Below are 17164 nucleotides of genomic sequence, written 5' to 3'. Positions count from 1 at the left end.
GGGGGTAAGCCCCCTCCCATATGGGATTTCATTTCAGGGCCCTTTCGACGGCGTCGGTGAAAACTTTGGGGGAGGCCAGTTGCATCTCGCGCGTGGCGATTTCCACCGCGACTTGCACGGTGCTGGCGCGGGTCAAACGCTCGCCGCTGGCCAGGTCGGTGATCAGGTAGTTGACCTTCAAGCGGTTCTCCCACTCCACCAGGCTGGCGCGTACGTTGATGGTCTGGCCGAACACGGCGCCGCGCACGTAGCGCAGTTGCAGGTCGATCACCGGCCAGGCGTAGCCCGATTCGAGCATCGCCGCGTAGTTGTGGCCGAGCTTGTCCAGCAGCGCGCAACGCGTCACCTCCAGGTACTTCACGTAATGCCCGTGCCACACGACGTTCATGGTGTCGACGTCAAAAAACGGCACGAGGATTTCAGTGTCGCAATGCAGCACGCCAGGGTTACGCATGCAGCCTCCAGTGTTGTTCGGCGATGCGTTGCAGGCACAGGCGCAGTTCGCCTTCCAGGGCGCGGTCTTCGATGACCGGCGGGAAGTCCTTGGCCAGTTCCGCGTGCATGGCGGCCAAGGCCGGTGGCAGCGGCCGCGCATCCTCGGCCTGGGCCCGCAGCCACACGCCCTGGTTGGCCGCGAGCAAAGTTGCGGCGGCGACCTGTTCGGTCAGCTCCAGCACGCGGATCGCATCGCGGGCGGCGATGGTGCCCATGCTCACCTTGTCCTGGTTGTGGCACTCGGTGGAGCGCGAGAACACGCTGGCGGGCATGGTGTTTTTCAGGGCTTCGGCGGTCCAGGCGCTGGTGCCGATCTGCACCGCCTTGAAGCCGTGGTTGATCATGGCGCGGTCAGCCGGCGCGCCGGACAGGTTGCTCGGCAGGCCGTGGTTGTAGCGCACGTCCACCAACAGTGCGAGCTGGCGGTCGAGCAGGTCGGCGACGTTGGCCACCAGGGTCTTGAGGCTGTCCATGGCAAAGGCGATATGCCCGCCGTAGAAGTGCCCGCCGTGCAGCACGCGTTCTTCTTCGGCGTCGATGATCGGGTTGTCGTTGGCGCTGTTCAGCTCGATCTCGATGAACGAACGCAGCCAGTTCAGGCTGTCGGCCAACACGCCGAGGACGTGGGGCGCGCAGCGCAGCGAGTAACGGTCCTGCAGGCGGTGCAGTGGCGCGGTCGGCGCATCGATGGACAGGTCCTTGCGCAGCCAGGCGGCGACTTGCATCTGCCCCGGGTGCGGCTTGGCGGCGAACAGCCGCTCGTCGAAGTGTTCCGGGTTGCCTTGCAGCGCCACCACGTTCAGCGCGGTGATGCGCGTGGCCAGTTGCAGCAGGTAGTCGGCGCGGGCGAAGGCCAGGCACGCCAGGCCGGTCATCACGGCGGTGCCGTTCATCAGCGCCAGGGCTTCCTTGGGGCGCAGCACCAGCGGGTTCCAGCCCAGTTCGCGGTGCACGTCGGCGGCCTGGCGGCGTTCGCCACGGAACATCACTTCACGTTCGCCGGACAGGGTTGCGGCCACGTAGGACAGGGGCGTCAGGTCACCGCTGGCGCCCACCGAGCCTTCTTCCGGGATCAGCGGCAGCACGTCGTGTTCGAGGAACGCATGCAGGCGCTCCAGCAGCTCCACGCGCACACCGGATACGCCGTGGCACAGCGACTGCAAACGAGCCGCCAGCACCGCCCGGGTGGCCTGGGCGTCGAGCAACTTGCCCAGGCCGCAACCGTGGAAGGTGTACAGATGACGCGGCAGCGCTTCGACGTGCTGCAAGGGCACCGCCACCACGCAGGAGTCGCCGTAGCCGGTGGTCACGCCGTAGATCACACCTTCCTTGTCCAGCAGCGAGTCGAGGAACTGCGCGCCCTTGGCGATGCGCTGGCGATACGCGGGGTCATCCTGCAACTGCGTAGGCGCTTGACGGTTGGCCAGGGCCAGCACGTCTTCGATGCGCAAAGGGCGTTCGCCAAAGGTTACCGGCTCAAGATGCGTGGTCATCGGTCTTCCAGAAAGGGTAAAAGTTGAACCATTGTCGGGGCGCTTCCAGGCAGAACTCGCCCAGGCGTGCGGCGTAGCGTGCGGTCCACAGGGCTATGACCTGCTCGCGGGTGGTGCGTTTCCATTCGATCAGCGGCGTAAACGGCTCGATGCTCAGGCGATAGCGGCTGCCGTGCTTGAGGCACATCAACAGGTTCACCGGGCATTTGAGCAGGCCGGCCAGCAGCCACGGGCCTTGGGGGAAGGCGGCGTCGTGGCCGAGGAAGTCCACACGCACCGTGCGCCCACCGTGCAGCGGCACGCGGTCGCCGGCGATGGCCAGCCACTCGCCGTCATCCAGGCGCTGGCTGAGCAGCAGCATGGTGGCCGGGTCCAGCTCGCTGACCTGGATCAGGCGCAAGTGCGTCGCCCCGGCCTCGCCCAACAGACGGTTGAATTGTTCGGCGTGCTTGGTGTGCACCAGCACGTTCATGGTGACCTGTTCACCGATCTCGGCCAGCGCCCGGCACACTTCGAGGTTGCCCAGGTGCGCGCCCACCAGCATCTGCCCGCGCTCGCCCCGCAGTTGCCCGCGCAATTGCGCAGGGTCGTTGATTTCAATCTGCTCCAGGCGCAACTTGCCGTTCCACACGTCGAGCTTGTCGAGCAACGAGTCGGCAAAGGCCATGAACTGGCCGAAGACTTTCCAGTGGGTAGGGCGCAGTTCGTCACGCCCGCTCCAGTCGGCCAGGCGCTGCTGGTATTGCCAGGCGCTTTGTCGGGCGGTGCGGCCGAACAGGAAGAAGTACAGGACGATGCCGTACAACACCGGGCTCAGCAGTCGACGACCAAGGACCTTGGCGGCGAAGGCGGTGAGTTTCATCAGCCAATAGCTGCCGCGCTCCTCGCGGTCGGCCCAGTGTTTGCTGCTGTCGCTCATGCCTGCCACCGCCGCCACAGGATCATCGGCGCGCGGATCAGCATGCCGAAGAACAGCCGGGTGTGCATGGCCGAGATGCGTACGTTGTCGCGGAACAGGCGGAAGTGCGACAGGCCATCGGCCGGGTAATGCACCTGGGTCGGCAGCCAGCGCATCGGTTGGTTGCGCCAGGCCAGGCGCACCAGAATGTCGGAGTCGAAGTCCATGCGCGTGCCGATGTAGGCCGAGTCCATCAGCGCCAGCACCGGTGCCAGCGGGTACACGCGAAAGCCGCACATCGAGTCGCGGATCTGCAACGACAAGGTGTTGATCCACACCCACACGTGGGTCAGGTAGCGCGCGTACAAGCGGCCTTTGGGCACGCTGTCGTCGTATTCGGGATAGCCGCAGATAATCGCATCGGGATGCCGACGCGAGGTGTCGATAAAGGTCTCGACTTCGCGCAGGTCATGCTGGCCGTCGGCGTCGACTTGCAGGGCGTGGCTGAAACCCAGGCGTGCGGCTTCGCGAAAGCCGGCCATCACCGCGCCGCCTTTGCCCTGGTTGTTCGGCAAGGTCAGCAGGGTGACGTTGTCCAGGGTTGCCAGTTGCGCCAATACCGCTGCGCACGCCGGGCTGCTGCCGTCATCCACCAACAGGCAGGGCAGGCCGCTGTCCAGCAGGCTGCGGACCACGGCCGGCACGGCGGCTTCGTGGTTGTAGACCGGGATCAGGGCGCAGGGGTTATGCATTGGATGCCACCAACTGAATGCGTCCGCTGGAGCAGGCCGCTACGCCGTTGCGATAGGCGAAATACAATTTGCCGCGTTCCGGGTCAAAGCGCAGGTGCAGTTCGATCCCATCGCCTGGGCGCACTAATTGCTGAAACTTGAGCACTTCCATACCCGCAAAACTCGGTGGCAAATCGAGCAGTTGTTGGCCCAGATTGAACGCCCACTCGACTTGCACCACGCCCGGCAGCACCGGCGTGACCGGGAAGTGGCCGCTGAAATAGGCCAGGTCTGGCGGGACGCTCAGTTGCACGGTCCATTCGCCGTTGGCTTCGACGCGCTCCAATACTTCCGGTGCCTTGGGCCGGGGTGCCAGCAGCAGTGCCTCGATGTCGGCCTGAGGCAGTTTGCCTTGGCTGTTCAGCGGCAGCTGCCTCAGCAATCGCCAACGACGCGGCAGGGCCAGGGCTTCGCAGTGCTGGCTCAGGTGTTGGCGCAGGGTTTGGGTGACGGTCCGGCGGCCTTGATTGCGCAAGGCATGCAGGCCTTCGGCGCTCAACACCACCAGCGCACCAAGCGAGGCGCGATTTTCCTGGACTACGCCCAGGCGGGTGTCGGCGACCCACGGGTGGGTCATCAACGCGTGTTCCAGCATGGGCAGGGAGATGCGTTTTTCTTCCAGCTTGACGATGCGGTCCAGGCGGCCGAGCAGCTCGAAACGGCCATCGGCATGGATGCGTGCGGCGTCGGCGGTCTGTTCGACATGCCCCTCAGGCAGGTAAGGCGATGCAATGCGCAGGGCACCGTCGGCATCCTGGCTCAGTTGCACGTCGGTAAACGGCTGCCACGGCTGTGCGCCTTGGCGCCAGGCGATGCCGCCGGTTTCCGAGCTGCCGAGAATCTCGGTCGGCCATTGTTGCAAGCGGTCATACAGGCTGCCGGCGGCGTCCACCGGCAACGCGCCGCCGGACGAAAACACCCGCGACACGCTGCTCAGTGCCGGCCAGTCGAGGTTATCGCCCATGCGCTTGAGCAGTGCCGGGCTGGCAACCCAGGCAAAGTGCGCATGCTCGCGACTGGCGCGCTGCATGTCTTCAGGGAATGCCAGTTGCTTGCGCACAAAGGTACGGCCGGCGCACAGCGGCCACAGGACGCGGAACAGCAAACCGTAGATGTGTTGGGTGGCGACGCTGCCGATGATGCAGGCGTCCTTGAGGTCCTGGCCCCACAGGGTTTCCAGGGCCTCGACCTCGTTGGCCAGTTGACGCAGGGTCTTGTCGATGCGCTTGGGTTCGCCGCTGGAGCCGGAGGTGCACAGGCTCAGTTGGCAAGCGTCCAGTTCAAGTGCGGCAGCGCTCAATGGCGCCGCATACAGCGACTCAAGGTCAGCCGCTTGGGTCAGCCAGGCATCGACGGCCTCATCCCAGCGTTGGCGGGTCTGAGGTTGCAGGTCGGCGGGCAGCAGTACGCTGACTCCGGCCCGCCAGGCACCCAGCAGGGCAATCGCCAGCAGGCCGGCATCTTCCAGGTACACGGCCAGTCGCTGGATGCCGCGGGCTTGCAGGCCCGCCGCCAGGCTCAGGGAGTATGCCCACAGTTGGGCATGATTCATGGCAGGTTCGGTGGTAACCGGACGCTGTTCCAGCGGCTCAAGCAGCACGTGCTCAAGTTTCAACCCATTCATACGCGGCCTCGAACCCTTTGTCGTACCAGCCATTCCACGGCAAACAACAGCCCCATCAGCCCGTAGGCGATCAGGCCGTTGTACAACGTCCACCAGCTCAGCGGTGCCCACAGGGTGAGGGTGGCGGCGAGCAGGCCATTACACAGAAAAAACACACTCCACACCACGGTGACCTGGCGGGTGTACACGATGGCATGCGGCGCCAGCACCGGGTCGGTCATGCGCGCCAGGCGCTCGACCATCGGCGGGCCATATTTGAGGCTCAGGCCGAACAGCGCCAGCATGAACGCGCTGACCAGGCTCGGGTACCAGCGCAGCAGGCGGGGGTTGTCGAACCAGGCGAGCAACAGGCAGAACACGATCACCGCCAGCGCCATCCCGCGGCTGCCCGGGCGTCGTGCACCGGTCAGCGCGCGCAGCAGCCACAGACTGCCGAGCAGCAGACCGAATTGCCACGGGGCGAAGTGTTCGGTGCCGTAATACACCGCAAAGGGGTACAGCAGCCCCGCCAGCAACAGGCCAAGGCCGATCAACCGGCTCATGCGGCAGGCGTGACCAGACGGTACACCGCCTCAACCACGTCGTTCACGGTGCGCACAGCCTTGAATTCCTCGGCGGCGATCTTCTTGCCGGTCTGGCGCTTGATATGGTCGATCAAGTCGACGGCATCGATGCTGTCGATTTCCAGGTCCTGGTACAGGTTGGCGTCCAGGGTAACGCGTTCCGGCGGCAGTTCGAACAGTTCCACCAAGGCATCGCGCAGGGTGTTGAAAATATCGTCACGAGTTTGCATGGTCCGGTCTCAAGCTGCCTGTCTGGCCGTGACGAACGCCGCAAGGCTGGCCACGTTGGTGAAGTGATTGCGGGTGTCCTTGGCGTCGGCATCGATCTTGATGCCGTACTTTTTCTGGATCGCCAGGCCCAGTTCCAGGGCATCTACCGAATCCAGGCCGAGGCCTTCGCCGAACAGGGTCTGATCGCTGCCGATATCGTCGACGCTGATATCTTCCAGGCCCAGGGCCTCGATGATCAGCGCCTTTATGTCGTGCTCAAGGCGGTGTTGGTCGCTCATCTTCGGCGAGCTCCTTAATAAAATAGTGATGCAGGTAATCGTTGAGCTTGCGTGAGGCCTGGGGCGCGGGCCCCAGTGTTGCGAACGCCTGTGGTTCTATATCGGCACCCACCCGCAAACTGAAGTGCACGCGGCATTTAGGGATGCGATACCAGGGTTCGGCCTTGGTCAGCGTGGTCGGGCTGACCTTGATCACCACGGGGGTGATGATTGTCGCACCCCGCAGTGCAATGGCGGCACCGCCGCGATGAAAGGCAGGCGCCGCGCCGGGTGTGGTGCGGGTGCCCTCGGGAAAGATGATCAGGGTCTGGCCGCTGCGCAGGGCGTCTGCGGCAGCATCGAGCATCTCGGCACTGCCGTCGTTGCTGATATAACCGGCGTCGCGCACCGGGCCGCGGGTGAACGGGTTCTGCCACAGGCTCTGCTTGACCACGCAATTGGCCTGGCGCACCAGGCCGATCAGGAATACCACGTCGATCAGCGATGGGTGGTTGGCGATGATCATCTGGCCCGGGCGACCCAGCTTTTCGGCACCTTCGACGCTGTAGGTCAGCACGCCGGCGCGTTGCATCAGGCGGATAAAGAACCAGAACAGCCAACTGATCGTGTGACGGGCGCGGCTGCGGTGCTTTGCAGCGTCCCCTGGCAGGCAACTGAGCAAAGGAAACACCAGCAAACGCAGGCACAACCCGCCGAAACCGAACAGCGCAAAGCTGGCGGCGGTGGCGAACAGGCGCCAGTAATAGGCGTCTCGTGGTTTGTCATTCAGGGCTTGCGTTGCCAGTTCCATACGCGGTTCTTCCAGGCATGTTGGCAGGCGACCTGTTCGGTGAGCAGGGTGCGCAGCAGGTTCAGGGCGTGGGGCCACTGGGTTTGAGTGGGTTGGACAGTGCCGGTACCGAGTTCCAGTTGCCACTCGTCGCCCGGCGTCAGCAGCAAACCGAGGGCGTAGGGGAAGGGCACGTCGACGATCCAGCTGGCATAGGCTTCGGGCGCCTGCTCTTCGGTTATCACCAGTAAAACCGCCGTCGCACCTTCGTTGAGCAGCGCGGCGGCTTCGAGCATGCCGTGTTCCAGGCCATCGCCGGCGGCGGCGAGGGCGGTCATTTCGCTGGTTTCATTGCGCAGGATCGACCAAAGGCCAATCACCGCATTGTGCACCGACAGGCTGAACTGGGTTGGCGACAGCGGTTGTTCGCTGGCCAGGTCGCTGAGGATGTCGAGGGTGCGCGGGGTTTCGCCATGCCGGGAGATAAACACCAGCGGCAGGTCCTGCAGGCCTTCGGCCAGTGGCCAACCCACGCTGAACGCCATGCGCGCCAGCCTGCTCAGGCGGCGGCGCTGCATGGCCGGCAGGAACGAGACATCAGGGGCTGCATCACTTGCGGGCAGCAACGCCGGCGCCTGACACCAGGCGCGCCAGTCATCCACGCTATCGAGCCCGGGGGCCCAGGCGCGCCATTGGGCGATGTTGAAAGTGATCACTGAGAAGTTGTCCCGCCCCTGCGGGCTTCCATGTGCGACTTTTGGCCCCGAATACCGGGACAGGGAACAATAGCCGAATGGCGCGCATTATCCCGGTGCCGTGGGGTTCTAGCAAACTTTGGTAAAGATTTGTGCACGGTCGATTACAAAATAGTGGAAAGAATTGACAGATTGTCCTTTACCCAAGGACTGGATGGATTGTCGGACCGTTCTTTTTAATCTGTGGGCTGTGTATGACAGCTATCGTGCCAATGGCATCGTGATGCAGCAGTGCATGGATGAACGAGGTAGCTAACAGGCGCTTTTGCCCTCTACACTCGGACATTCATTGATACACGGAGGTTTTTCCATGCGGCGTGTGGTGTTCAATCAAAAAGGTGGCGTTGGCAAGTCCAGCATTGCCTGCAACCTGGCGGCAGTCAGCGCCAGCGAAGGTTATCGAACCCTGTTGGTGGACCTCGATGCGCAAGCCAATTCAACCCAATACCTCACTGGGCTGACCGGCGACGATATCCCCATGGGTATTGCCGAATTCTTCAAGCAAACCCTGTCTTCCGGGCCGTTTTCGAAGAAAAACCGAGTGGATATCTACGAGACCCCCTTCGACAACCTGCACGTGATCACCGCAACCGCAGAACTGGCGGACCTGCAGCCCAAGCTCGAGGCCAAGCACAAGATCAACAAGCTGCGAAAGCTGCTGGATGAGCTGAGCGAAGATTACGACCGGATTTACCTGGATACGCCTCCAGCACTGAATTTTTATGCGGTTTCAGCGCTGATTGCCGCTGATCGCGTGCTGATACCCTTCGATTGCGACAGCTTCTCGCGCCAGGCCCTGTATGGTCTGCTGGCGGAGATCGAAGAGTTGAAGGAAGACCACAACGAGGACCTCGAAGTGGAAGGCATCGTGGTCAATCAGTTCCAGGCCCGGGCGAGCCTGCCGCAGCAGATGCTGGATGAGTTGATTGCAGAAGGGTTGCCGGTGCTGCCGGTGTACTTGGCCAGCTCCGTGCGCATGCGTGAGTCGCACCAGGAGAGCAAGCCGCTGATCCACCTGGATCCACGGCACAAGCTGACGCAGCAGTTTGTAGAGTTGCATAACCTGCTGGAAAACGCGTGATCCAAAAGACAACACAAAACCCCTGTGGGAGGGGGATGGGTGGTTTCCAAGGCCGAGTTACACGCCTTGGCTATGCAACCAGCTCATCAATTGCGGCAACGCAAGCGCCCCACTCTGGCGCGCCGCTTCGCGGCCGTTCTTGAACAGAATCAAACTGGGAATCGAGCGAATCCCCAACTGTGCCGACAACTGCTGATTGGCCTCGCTGTCCAGCTTGGCCAACCGGCACTTGCCCGCCAACTGCCCGGCCGCCTGCTCGAACACCGGCGCAAACGACTTACACGGCCCACACCAGTCCGCCCACACATCCACCAGCAACGGCAAATCGCCCTTGATTTGACTGGCGTAGTCGCCTTGCTTCAACTCAAACGGCTTGTTCGACAAAACCGGCTGCTTGCAGCGCCCGCATTTGGGCGCATCACCCAGGCGTTCACCGGGGATGCGGTTGAGGCCGTTGCAGTGGGGGCAGGGGATGACAAGAGGTTCGGGCATGGTGGGGCTCCAATGAAAGCAGTCAGTGAAGTTCAATGTGGAGCCGGACGCAGGTGTTATCAAGTTATGAAGCGGCGTTGCATATGCTCACAGATTTTTGCGTGCTGGTTGGGCATGCCTACCTAGGCTGTGAAAGCGTGTTCGACAAAGCACCACCGGTCCGATCGACTCTATAGCAAATTGCGATAGTCAGCGTTCGAGTTTAACCTTCATAGCAAGATGCGATAGGGATGTTGCATGCGAGTGATCAGTGCGAAGCAAATACGAAATGCCAAGGAAAAATGGCCTCACTCAGCCAGTGCTCTGGATGAGTGGCATCGGAAGGTCAAAGTCATCAACCCTGAAGACTTTGCGACTTTGAGAGCAGTTTTCCCTGCTGTGGATAAAGTGGGGGCGCTGCATGTGTTCAATATCGGAGGCAACAAGCTCCGCCTTATTGCCATCGTGCGCTATCGAATGCAGCGTCTCTACATCCGGCATGTTTTGGACCATCGTGAATACGACAAGGGTAAGTGGAAGGAGTAATGGGAAAAATGAGTGTATTGATCGAGCAAGTCGCCGAGCATTGGCAGTTCGTGTCCCCCTTGTTGCGTAAGCCGAAAACCGAGGCTGATTACGATGTGTTGGTAGAGGCGCTCGACGAATTGCTGGATATCGTGGGGGACGATGAAACCCATCCGCTGATGGGGCTGGTCGATATCATCGGTGATTGGGTTGAGGCCTATGACTTAGAGCATTGGCCAATACCTGAGGCGAGCGGTGTCGATGTATTGCGTTCAATGATGCAGGAGCATGGCTTGACGCAAAGTGACCTGCCTGGTGTCGGCGCTCAGTCGGTTGTCTCAGAAATCCTGAGTGGAAAACGCCAGCTGAACGTTCGGCAGATTCGTTGGCTGGCGGAGTTCTTCAAGGTCCCTGTGGATATGTTCATCTGATCACGATCACGATCACGGCGGTGGGCGATCTTCTGGATAGGCCTCCTATGACGAACAACTAATCTCCAAATGCTTCCCCCAATCCGGCGGCCGCTGTGCGTACTGCCCCATCCCCGCTTGCTCCTCAAACGGCTTGGAAAGCACCGCATGCAACCGCCGCACTTCGCTGTAATCCCCGGATTCGGCGGCAACGATGGCGTTCTGCGCCAGGTAGTTGCGCAGGATATACAGCGGGTTCACCGCATGCATCCGCGCACGGCGTTGTTCTTGGCTGAATTCCCCATCCCGCTCAACGCGCGCCTTGTACTGCTCGGCCCAGGCATCAAACCCGGCCAGGTCGACAAAGTCATCGCGCAGCCGCGCTACGGCCAACGCCGCCGATTCATCCCCCAGGCGCCGGAAGAACAGGGTGTAATCCACGCCGCTGTTTTGCATCAGCTTCAGTAAACGCTCGACCAGTTGCTGGTCATCGTCTTCGGCGATGGTCAGCCCCAAGCGGCGGCGCATCAGGTCCAGGTAGTTCGCTTGATAAAGCGGCAGATACAACCCAAGTGCTTCCTTCAACGCATCGACGCTGATAAACGGTGTCAGCGCCTGCGCCAATGCACTCAAGTTCCACTGCCCGATCGGCACCTGATTACTGAAGGAATAGCGCCCTTCGTGATCCGAGTGGTTGCAGATGAAGTGCGCGTCAAAGTCGTCCAGGAATGCAAACGGCCCGAAGTCGAAGGTGATACCGAGGATCGACATGTTGTCGGTGTTCATCACCCCGTGGCAGAAGCCATATGCCTGCCATTTGGCGATCAGCTCGGCATTGCGCTCGACGATTTCGCGGAACATCGCCAGGTACGGCTCGGGCTGTTCGCGGCATTCGGGGTAGTGCAGGTTGAGCACGTGTTCGGCCAGTTGCGCCTGCTGCTCGGGTTTCTTGGTGTAGTAGAAGTATTCGAAATGCCCGAAGCGGATATGGCTGTGCGCCATGCGCAACACCATCGCGCCGCGTTCCTGTTTTTCGCGCCACACCGGGGTGTCGGAACCGATCACGCACAGCGCGCGGCTGCTGGGGATGCCCAGCGCATGCAGCGCTTCGGACGCGAGGAATTCGCGGATCGACGAGCGCAGCACGGCACGCCCATCGCCCATGCGTGAGTAAGGCGTCATGCCGGCGCCCTTGAGGTGCAGGTCCCAATGCTCGCCCGCCTGGTTGTACACCTCGCCCAGCAACAACCCACGGCCGTCACCCAATTGCGGGGTGTAGCCGCCGAACTGATGCCCGGAATAGATCATCGCCCGCGGCTCTGCCTCGGCCCACAGTTTGTGCCCGCCGAACAGTTCGGCGAACACCGGTGTTTCGGCAACGGCGGGGTCCAGGTCGAGCAGGGCCATGGCGGCCTCGCTCGCCACGACCAGGCGCGGTGCGTCGAGGGGCTCGGGCAATACATGGGTTGAGAACGCATCGCCCAGGCGTGCGAAGCGGTTGTCGAAGGTCAGTTCGTCGAGGGCTTTCACCGGCCATCTCCAGCAGAATGTCCGAGCATTCTGCTGGGGATAGCGCGGTTAGTCGAGTTTGCTCGGTGGTGGTTCCTGCACGCCGCCGTCATTGGCGGGCTTGGCCGGGGTGTCGACTTCCACCAGTTTGTATTCCTGGCCGTGGAGGTTCTTGAGATAGACCTCCATCTGGCGGAACGAGATGTTGATGTGCTCTTTCTTGAACTCGCGATTGATAAAGCGGTTCACTTCGTCGATCACCGGGTTGCGGTCGCCCAGGTCGCGCACGTGCATGCGCAGTTCATGGTCGAGGGTGCTTTCGCCGAAGTTGAGGAAGTACACATGGGGTTCCGGCTCCTTGAGTACCCGCGGGTTCTCGCGGGCGGCCTTGAGCAGCAGTTCCTTCACGCGGTCCAGGTCGGAGCCGTAGTCCACGCCGAGCTTGAGGGTGACGCGGGTAATGGTGTCGGTCAGTGACCAGTTGATCAGTTGTCCGGTAATGAACGTTTTGTTCGGGACAATGATGTCCTTGCGGTCAAAGTCGGTGATCGTGGTGGCGCGGATGCGGATCTTGCTCACCGTGCCCGACAGGTTGCCGATGGTGATGGTGTCGCCGATGCGCACCGGGCGTTCGAACAGGATCATGATGCCGGAGATGAAGTTGGCGAAGATCTCCTGCATACCAAAGCCCAGGCCCACCGACAGCGCCGCCACCAGCCATTGCAACTTGTCCCAGCTCACGCCGAGGGTCGACAGGGTGGAGACGAAACCGACGCCGGCAATCACGTAGGACAACAGCGTGGTGGTCGCGTAGGCGCTGCCCTGGGCCAGGTCCAGTTTGGACAGCACCAATACTTCGAGCAAACCCGGTAAGTTGCGCGCGAGCGCGAAGGTAATGCCGATGATGATCAGCGCGCCGAGCAAGTCGCCGATGCTGATGGGCACCATGCTGATATTCGCACCGGTGCCGCTGGTGTATTCGTACAGCGTGACGTTATCCAGGTAAGAAAATACCGAGATCAGGTCCGCCCACACCCAATACAGCGCGGCGATAAAACCGCCGAGCAATGCCAGGCGAATCAGGCGCATGGACTGCTCGTTGACCTGCTCGATGTCCAGGGTCGGTTCTTCGATCACCGCTTCGCCGTCGCCGGCTTCCTTGGCGGCCTGGCGTTTGGCCAGGGCGCGCGCATAGGCCAGGCGCCGGGCGGCAACGCCCAGGCCACGGACGAAGGTGGCTTCGATCACCAGCCAGAACATCAGCAGGTACAGGGTATTGATCAGCCGGTCGCTGAGCTTGAGTGCGGTGTAGTAGTAGCCGAAGCACACGGCGATAAACAGCGCGATGGGCAGCGCGGTAAACAACAGGCCCACGGCCTTGCGAAACAGCGAAGCCTTTTCGTGCGTAGGGCTGTTGAGCAACAGGCGGCCCAGCAGCCAGGCCATCAGCGCGTAGCAGGTCAGCACCACGCCGATGCCCAGCACGTCGTCGGCCAGCGCCGCGGGTTGGTGTTCAGCGATGGCGACCACGGCCACCAGGGCCAATACCACCAGCCCGAGTTTGCGCACCCAGCCTTGCAGGAATTCGACCTGGGGCTTTTCCCAGCGAAAGTGCAGTTCGGCCACGCCACCGGGCGCCAGGATGCGATAGGCGGTGTAGAACACCAGCCAGGCCTGAGCGATCTGCAACAGGGCTGAACCGAGGTTGGCGTTTTGCCCACGGGCGTCGATTTGCAGCGCGTAGCCGCACAACGCCAAGCCCAGGGACACCGGCATCGCCAGCAGGATGTTGATCAGGATGGCCTGGGGCGTGTGCCACTGGCTGTCGCGCTTGAAGTGGCCGATGTCCAGGTGCACCTTGTTCAGGCGCTGGTACAGGTTTTTACGACGCCACAGCAACGCGCCGATCAACAGCAGCAGGGGCAGGAACAGCAGCGGGCGTTGGGTCAGGCCGTCATACAGTTCGCTGACGCTGGACGCCCAGGGCAGGGTGGCGACTTGCTTGCTCAGGTGCGCGGGGACGGTTTCCAGCCATTCGGTATCCAGCGGCTTGTTGCTGGGAATCCAGAACATCTGCTCATCCAGCGTCGCGCGCAGGGTGGTGGCGGTGCTGAGCAACTGCTTCTGGTTCAGTTGCAACGTGATGGATTCGTTGAGCAGCGCGCTCAGTTCACGGCTCAGGCGCTCCAGCAGGTCGCTGCGGGTGATCGCCAATTCGAGCAAGGTGCGGCGCAGTTGCGGGGTGACGTCTTCCGGCGCCTGGTTGGCCAGCAGGTTATCCACATAGGCGCTGGGCGAGCTGATCAGCTCGCGCTGCTGGTTGACCTCGAACTGGTACAGGCGAATGTTGGCGATGTCGTCCGCCAGGTCGCGGTCCACGGTGAGACGCGGCAGGGCCTGCTTTTGCTTGTAGAGGATCTTTGACAGCAGCAGGCTGCCCTTGAGCACGTTGATTTGCTCGTCCAGGGCCGAGTCGCTCTGGGTCACGGTGTCCAGTTGCTGCTTGGTCTGCAGGTTCTTCTGCGTCAGGTCGTTGAGGCGGTCGGTACTTTTGAGCAGGTAGTCGGACAGCTTCAGGTTGGCCGCGCTTTCCGTGGCCAGCAGGCTGCTGCCACCGGCTTTTTGCGCTTCGATGGACTGCTGGGTCACGGTCTGCTGGGACTGGGCCAGGCGCTTCTGGTTGATCAGGGTCTGCAGGTCCTGGATCTCTTGTTCCAGGCGTGCGGTCTTTTCCATCACCAGGTCATGCTGGCTGTTGCCCAGGTCTTGCAGCTGGCTGTTGCCGGCCAGTTCCTGGCGGCGCAGGGGGATCAGCGCGTTGAGGGCCGCAAGTTCGGCGTTGAGCTGGTTGCGCTGGTCGGCGCTGAGGGTCTTGCCGTTGTCTTTACCGGCCTTGAGGGTCGAGTTGATCTGCAGAATGCGTGTCTGGCTGTTGCTGATTTCGGTCTGGGCGCGCTCAGGACGGGTCTGGGCGGCGATGGACAGGCTGTTGGCATCGGCCAGTTCTTTTTGCAGGTCGCCTTGCTGGGTGCTGCGCTGCACCAGCAACTGTTCAAGCTGTGGCACCGGCAGGCTGGCGTAGCGCTGGGCGACCGGGATGACTTTGGTTGCCTTGAGCCGCGTCAGTTCGCGCTGGTTCTCGGTGGTCTGGCGCGGGGCGTCTTCCAGTTGGCGCTTGAGGTCGGCCAGGCGCTGCTCGTAATCCTGCTTGTTGCCCAGGTACGTCAGGGTCTGCTGCAGAATGGTCTGCAGCGCCTTCATGTCGGCGTCGGGCAGTTTGCGGTCGGGCAGCTTGTCCAGGGTTTGCTGGATAGCCTCGGCGCTGGGCGGGTCGGCGGCGTGGACAACGCCGACACACAGGGTCAGGCTCAGCAGGGCAGTGGCGAGAAGAGTGCGCAAGGTTGGCATAGAGACCGGTCGTGCAAGGTGAAGAATCGGGGGCGTCGTCGCCCCGCAGTTTAGAGGAAGAGTCCGGGGCCCGGGCGACTTCCTTCGGGGAATCTGACGCCCACTTTGCCGATCTTGTTCCCGTCCATGACCGCAACGGTCCAGATGGTGTTGTTCCACTCCACCTGGTCGCCGACGATGGGCGCGCCCCCGACTTTCTGGGTGATGAAGCTGCTCAGCGGCATGTCCGGGTCGATGCCCTCCAGCTTCAGGCCGTACAAGGCCGACACCGCGCCCAGCTGGGCGTCGCCTTCCAGCACGAAGTCGCCGAAGAAGCGCAGATCCAGCCCGCGTTGCGGTGCCTGGCTGAACAGTTTGCCCAGGGCTGGCAGGTTGTGTTCGTGGCCGATCACGCAGAGCAGGTCGCCGACTTCCAGCACGGTACTACCCGACGGATGGAGCAGTTGCTGGCCACGGAACAGCGCGGCAATCCGCGTGCCTTCGGGCATTTTCAGCTCGCGCAGGGCGGCGCCGATGCACCATTTTTCCGCGCCCAGGCGGTAGACGAACAGCTCCCATTCGCTGGTGACGTGCACTTCCAGCGCCGCGCGGGAAATCGGCGCCGGGTCCGGCGGGACGGTGACCTTGAGCAGCTTGGCCACCCACGGCAGGCTCGTGCCCTGCACCAGCAGTGACACCAGCACGATAAAGAACGCCAGGTTGAAGTACAGCTGCGCATGGGGCAGGCCGGCCATCAGCGGGAACACCGCCAGGATGATCGGCACCGCGCCGCGCAACCCGACCCAGGCGATAAAGGCTTTTTCGCGGCCATGGAACGCCTTGAAGGGCAGCAGGCCAACCATCACCGACAGCGGCCGTGCAAACAGGATCATCCACAGCGCCAGGCCCAGGGCCGGCAACGCAATCGGCAGCAAGTCATGGGGCGTGACCAGCAGGCCCAGCACCAGGAACATGCCGATCTGCGCCAGCCAGGCCATGCCGTCGAGCATATGCAGAATGCCATGACGGCTGCGCACCGGGCGGTTGCCTATCACCAGGCCGCACAGGTACACGGCGAGGAAGCCGCTGCCGTGCAGGGCGTTGGTCACGGCAAATACGAACAGGCCACCGGCGATCACCAGGATCGGGTACAGGCCGGTGGCCAGGTTGATGCGGTTGACCATCTGCAACATCAACCAGCCGCCGCCCAGGCCGACGATGCCGCCGATGCCGAATTCGCGCACCAGGTGCGTCAGCAGGCTCCAGTGCAGGCCGGTCTGGCCGCTGGCGAGCATGTCGATCAGGGTAACCGTGAGGAACACCGCCATCGGGTCGTTGCTGCCGGATTCGATCTCCAGGCTGGCGGTGACCCGTTCGTTCAGGCCTTTGCCGCCGAGCTGCGAGAACACGGCTGCGGCGTCCGTCGAGCCGACAATCGCACCAATCAGCAAGCCCTGGATGATATTGAGGTCAAACAGCCAGGCCGCGGCCATGCCGGTGAGGCCGGTGGTAATCAACACCCCCACCGTGGCCAGCGACAACGCCGGCCAGAGTGCCACGCGGAAACTCGCCACCCGCGTGCGCAAACCGCCATCAAGCAGGATCACGGCCAGGGCGAGGTTGCCCACCAGGTAGGCGGTCGGGTAGTTGTCGAAGATGATGCCGCCGCCGTCGACGCCGGCGACCATGCCCACGGCCAGGATGATCACCAGGATCGGGATGCCCAGGCGGGACGAAAGAGAACTCACTAGAATGCTCGCACTTACCAGCAACGCGCCGATCAGGAACAGGCTGTTGATGGTCGTCGCATTCAAAGGCAATACTCCACGGGCAAACAAGACAGGGCGCAAACTGACCATGCAGTCTACGTGCCAGCGATTCTAA

The 17164-nt window shown here is 62.5% G+C and carries 17 protein-coding genes; 3 read left to right on the top strand and 14 right to left on the bottom strand.

All coding sequences use genetic code 11. From position 1 onward, the window contains the following. Window positions 1–28: 28 nt before the first annotated feature. From BM110_RS12220 to BM110_RS12175, 10 genes are read right to left on the bottom strand one after another with little or no spacing between them, the layout of a single operon-like run. Window positions 29–454, bottom strand: a complete 426-nt coding sequence (locus BM110_RS12220) for an acyl-CoA thioesterase (RefSeq protein ID WP_093513470.1) — start codon at window positions 452–454, stop codon at window positions 29–31. Then, window positions 447–1988, bottom strand: coding sequence for an HAL/PAL/TAL family ammonia-lyase (gene hutH / locus BM110_RS12215; RefSeq protein ID WP_093513469.1), 1542 nt, complete (start codon window positions 1986–1988; stop codon window positions 447–449). The genes BM110_RS12220 and hutH overlap by 8 nt, the downstream gene beginning before the upstream one ends. Next, a complete protein-coding gene (locus BM110_RS12210) occupies window positions 1972–2907 on the bottom strand; it encodes an LpxL/LpxP family acyltransferase (RefSeq protein WP_092246475.1) in 936 nt (311 codons plus the stop codon). Before BM110_RS12210 ends, hutH begins: the two co-directional genes overlap by 17 nt. Next, window positions 2904–3638, bottom strand: coding sequence for a glycosyltransferase family 2 protein (locus tag BM110_RS12205; RefSeq protein ID WP_092246478.1), 735 nt, complete (start codon window positions 3636–3638; stop codon window positions 2904–2906). Before BM110_RS12205 ends, BM110_RS12210 begins: the two co-directional genes overlap by 4 nt. Further along, window positions 3631–5301 (bottom strand): acyl-CoA synthetase family protein, encoded by a 1671-nt coding sequence (locus BM110_RS12200; RefSeq protein ID WP_093513468.1) that lies wholly within the window; start codon window positions 5299–5301, stop codon window positions 3631–3633. The genes BM110_RS12205 and BM110_RS12200 overlap by 8 nt, the downstream gene beginning before the upstream one ends. Continuing rightward, a complete protein-coding gene (locus tag BM110_RS12195; RefSeq protein ID WP_093513467.1) occupies window positions 5298–5843 on the bottom strand; it encodes a COG4648 family protein in 546 nt (181 codons plus the stop codon). Before BM110_RS12195 ends, BM110_RS12200 begins: the two co-directional genes overlap by 4 nt. Beyond that, window positions 5840–6094: an acyl carrier protein gene (locus BM110_RS12190; RefSeq protein ID WP_016979215.1), complete on the bottom strand. Its 255-nt coding sequence runs from the start codon at window positions 6092–6094 to the stop codon at window positions 5840–5842. Before BM110_RS12190 ends, BM110_RS12195 begins: the two co-directional genes overlap by 4 nt. Window positions 6095–6103: 9 nt before the next feature. After that, the gene (locus tag BM110_RS12185) at window positions 6104–6373 is read right to left on the bottom strand and encodes a phosphopantetheine-binding protein (protein WP_071492342.1); all 270 of its coding nucleotides are present in this window, start codon (window positions 6371–6373) and stop codon (window positions 6104–6106) included. Continuing rightward, window positions 6351–7163: a lysophospholipid acyltransferase family protein gene (locus BM110_RS12180; RefSeq protein ID WP_092246487.1), complete on the bottom strand. Its 813-nt coding sequence runs from the start codon at window positions 7161–7163 to the stop codon at window positions 6351–6353. The genes BM110_RS12185 and BM110_RS12180 overlap by 23 nt, the downstream gene beginning before the upstream one ends. Beyond that, the gene (locus BM110_RS12175; RefSeq protein WP_092246490.1) at window positions 7139–7858 is read right to left on the bottom strand and encodes a beta-ketoacyl synthase chain length factor; all 720 of its coding nucleotides are present in this window, start codon (window positions 7856–7858) and stop codon (window positions 7139–7141) included. The genes BM110_RS12180 and BM110_RS12175 overlap by 25 nt, the downstream gene beginning before the upstream one ends. Window positions 7859–8207: 349 nt before the next feature. Between BM110_RS12175 and BM110_RS12170 the strand changes: the two genes are divergently transcribed. Beyond that, window positions 8208–8978: a ParA family protein gene (locus tag BM110_RS12170; protein WP_071492339.1), complete on the top strand. Its 771-nt coding sequence runs from the start codon at window positions 8208–8210 to the stop codon at window positions 8976–8978. 57 nt (window positions 8979–9035) lie between these two features. On the opposite strand, the gene trxC is transcribed toward BM110_RS12170, so the two are convergent. Continuing rightward, window positions 9036–9470 carry a thioredoxin TrxC gene (trxC, locus tag BM110_RS12165; RefSeq protein ID WP_092246493.1) on the bottom strand — a complete coding sequence of 145 codons (435 nt, stop codon included), beginning with the start codon at window positions 9468–9470 and terminating at the stop codon, window positions 9036–9038. 237 nt (window positions 9471–9707) lie between these two features. Here trxC and BM110_RS12160 point away from each other — a divergent pair, with 237 nt between their 5' ends. Together BM110_RS12160 and BM110_RS12155 are read left to right on the top strand one after the other, a co-directional pair. Further along, entirely contained in the window at window positions 9708–9995 is a 288-nt protein-coding gene (locus tag BM110_RS12160; RefSeq protein ID WP_093513466.1) for a type II toxin-antitoxin system HigB family toxin, read from the top strand. An 8-nt stretch (window positions 9996–10003) separates the two neighbouring features. Next, the gene (locus BM110_RS12155; RefSeq protein ID WP_038846491.1) at window positions 10004–10405 is read left to right on the top strand and encodes a helix-turn-helix domain-containing protein; all 402 of its coding nucleotides are present in this window, start codon (window positions 10004–10006) and stop codon (window positions 10403–10405) included. Between the two features lie 45 nt (window positions 10406–10450). Here the strand turns inward: BM110_RS12155 and selO are convergent, their stop codons facing one another. Genes selO through BM110_RS12140 form a run of 3 tightly spaced genes read right to left on the bottom strand, consistent with a single transcriptional unit; the run spans window position 10451 to window position 17094 of the window. After that, window positions 10451–11914, bottom strand: coding sequence for a protein adenylyltransferase SelO (selO, locus tag BM110_RS12150; protein ID WP_093513465.1), 1464 nt, complete (start codon window positions 11912–11914; stop codon window positions 10451–10453). A gap of 48 nt (window positions 11915–11962) precedes the next feature. Next, on the bottom strand, window positions 11963–15301 hold the full coding sequence (gene mscK, locus BM110_RS12145; RefSeq protein ID WP_071492335.1) for a mechanosensitive channel MscK: 3339 nt from the start codon (window positions 15299–15301) through the stop codon (window positions 11963–11965). Window positions 15302–15351: 50 nt separating this feature from the next. Then, entirely contained in the window at window positions 15352–17094 is a 1743-nt protein-coding gene (locus BM110_RS12140; RefSeq protein WP_093513464.1) for a potassium/proton antiporter, read from the bottom strand. Window positions 17095–17164 lie beyond the last annotated feature (70 nt).

This window comes from Pseudomonas sp. NFPP28 (assembly GCF_900115535.1).
GTDB lineage: Bacteria > Pseudomonadota > Gammaproteobacteria > Pseudomonadales > Pseudomonadaceae > Aquipseudomonas > Aquipseudomonas extremorientalis.
The sequence above is the reverse complement of the archived record's forward strand: the minus strand, read 5'-3'. Positions and strand labels throughout refer to the sequence as shown.

Coding starts and splice junctions, on each gene's coding strand:
- mscK (WP_071492335.1), bottom strand. CDS start 15,301: ATGCCAACCTTGCGCACTCTTCTCGCCACTGCCCTGCTGAGCCTGACC.
- trxC (WP_092246493.1), bottom strand. CDS start 9,470: ATGCCCGAACCTCTTGTCATCCCCTGCCCCCACTGCAACGGCCTCAAC.
- BM110_RS12220 (WP_093513470.1), bottom strand. CDS start 454: ATGCGTAACCCTGGCGTGCTGCATTGCGACACTGAAATCCTCGTGCCG.
- BM110_RS12160 (WP_093513466.1), top strand. CDS start 9,708: ATGCGAGTGATCAGTGCGAAGCAAATACGAAATGCCAAGGAAAAATGG.
- BM110_RS12185 (WP_071492342.1), bottom strand. CDS start 6,373: ATGAGCGACCAACACCGCCTTGAGCACGACATAAAGGCGCTGATCATC.
- BM110_RS12195 (WP_093513467.1), bottom strand. CDS start 5,843: ATGAGCCGGTTGATCGGCCTTGGCCTGTTGCTGGCGGGGCTGCTGTAC.
- BM110_RS12155 (WP_038846491.1), top strand. CDS start 10,004: ATGAGTGTATTGATCGAGCAAGTCGCCGAGCATTGGCAGTTCGTGTCC.
- BM110_RS12180 (WP_092246487.1), bottom strand. CDS start 7,163: ATGGAACTGGCAACGCAAGCCCTGAATGACAAACCACGAGACGCCTAT.
- BM110_RS12190 (WP_016979215.1), bottom strand. CDS start 6,094: ATGCAAACTCGTGACGATATTTTCAACACCCTGCGCGATGCCTTGGTG.
- BM110_RS12200 (WP_093513468.1), bottom strand. CDS start 5,301: ATGAATGGGTTGAAACTTGAGCACGTGCTGCTTGAGCCGCTGGAACAG.
- BM110_RS12170 (WP_071492339.1), top strand. CDS start 8,208: ATGCGGCGTGTGGTGTTCAATCAAAAAGGTGGCGTTGGCAAGTCCAGC.
- BM110_RS12210 (WP_092246475.1), bottom strand. CDS start 2,907: ATGAGCGACAGCAGCAAACACTGGGCCGACCGCGAGGAGCGCGGCAGC.
- hutH (WP_093513469.1), bottom strand. CDS start 1,988: ATGACCACGCATCTTGAGCCGGTAACCTTTGGCGAACGCCCTTTGCGC.
- BM110_RS12205 (WP_092246478.1), bottom strand. CDS start 3,638: ATGCATAACCCCTGCGCCCTGATCCCGGTCTACAACCACGAAGCCGCC.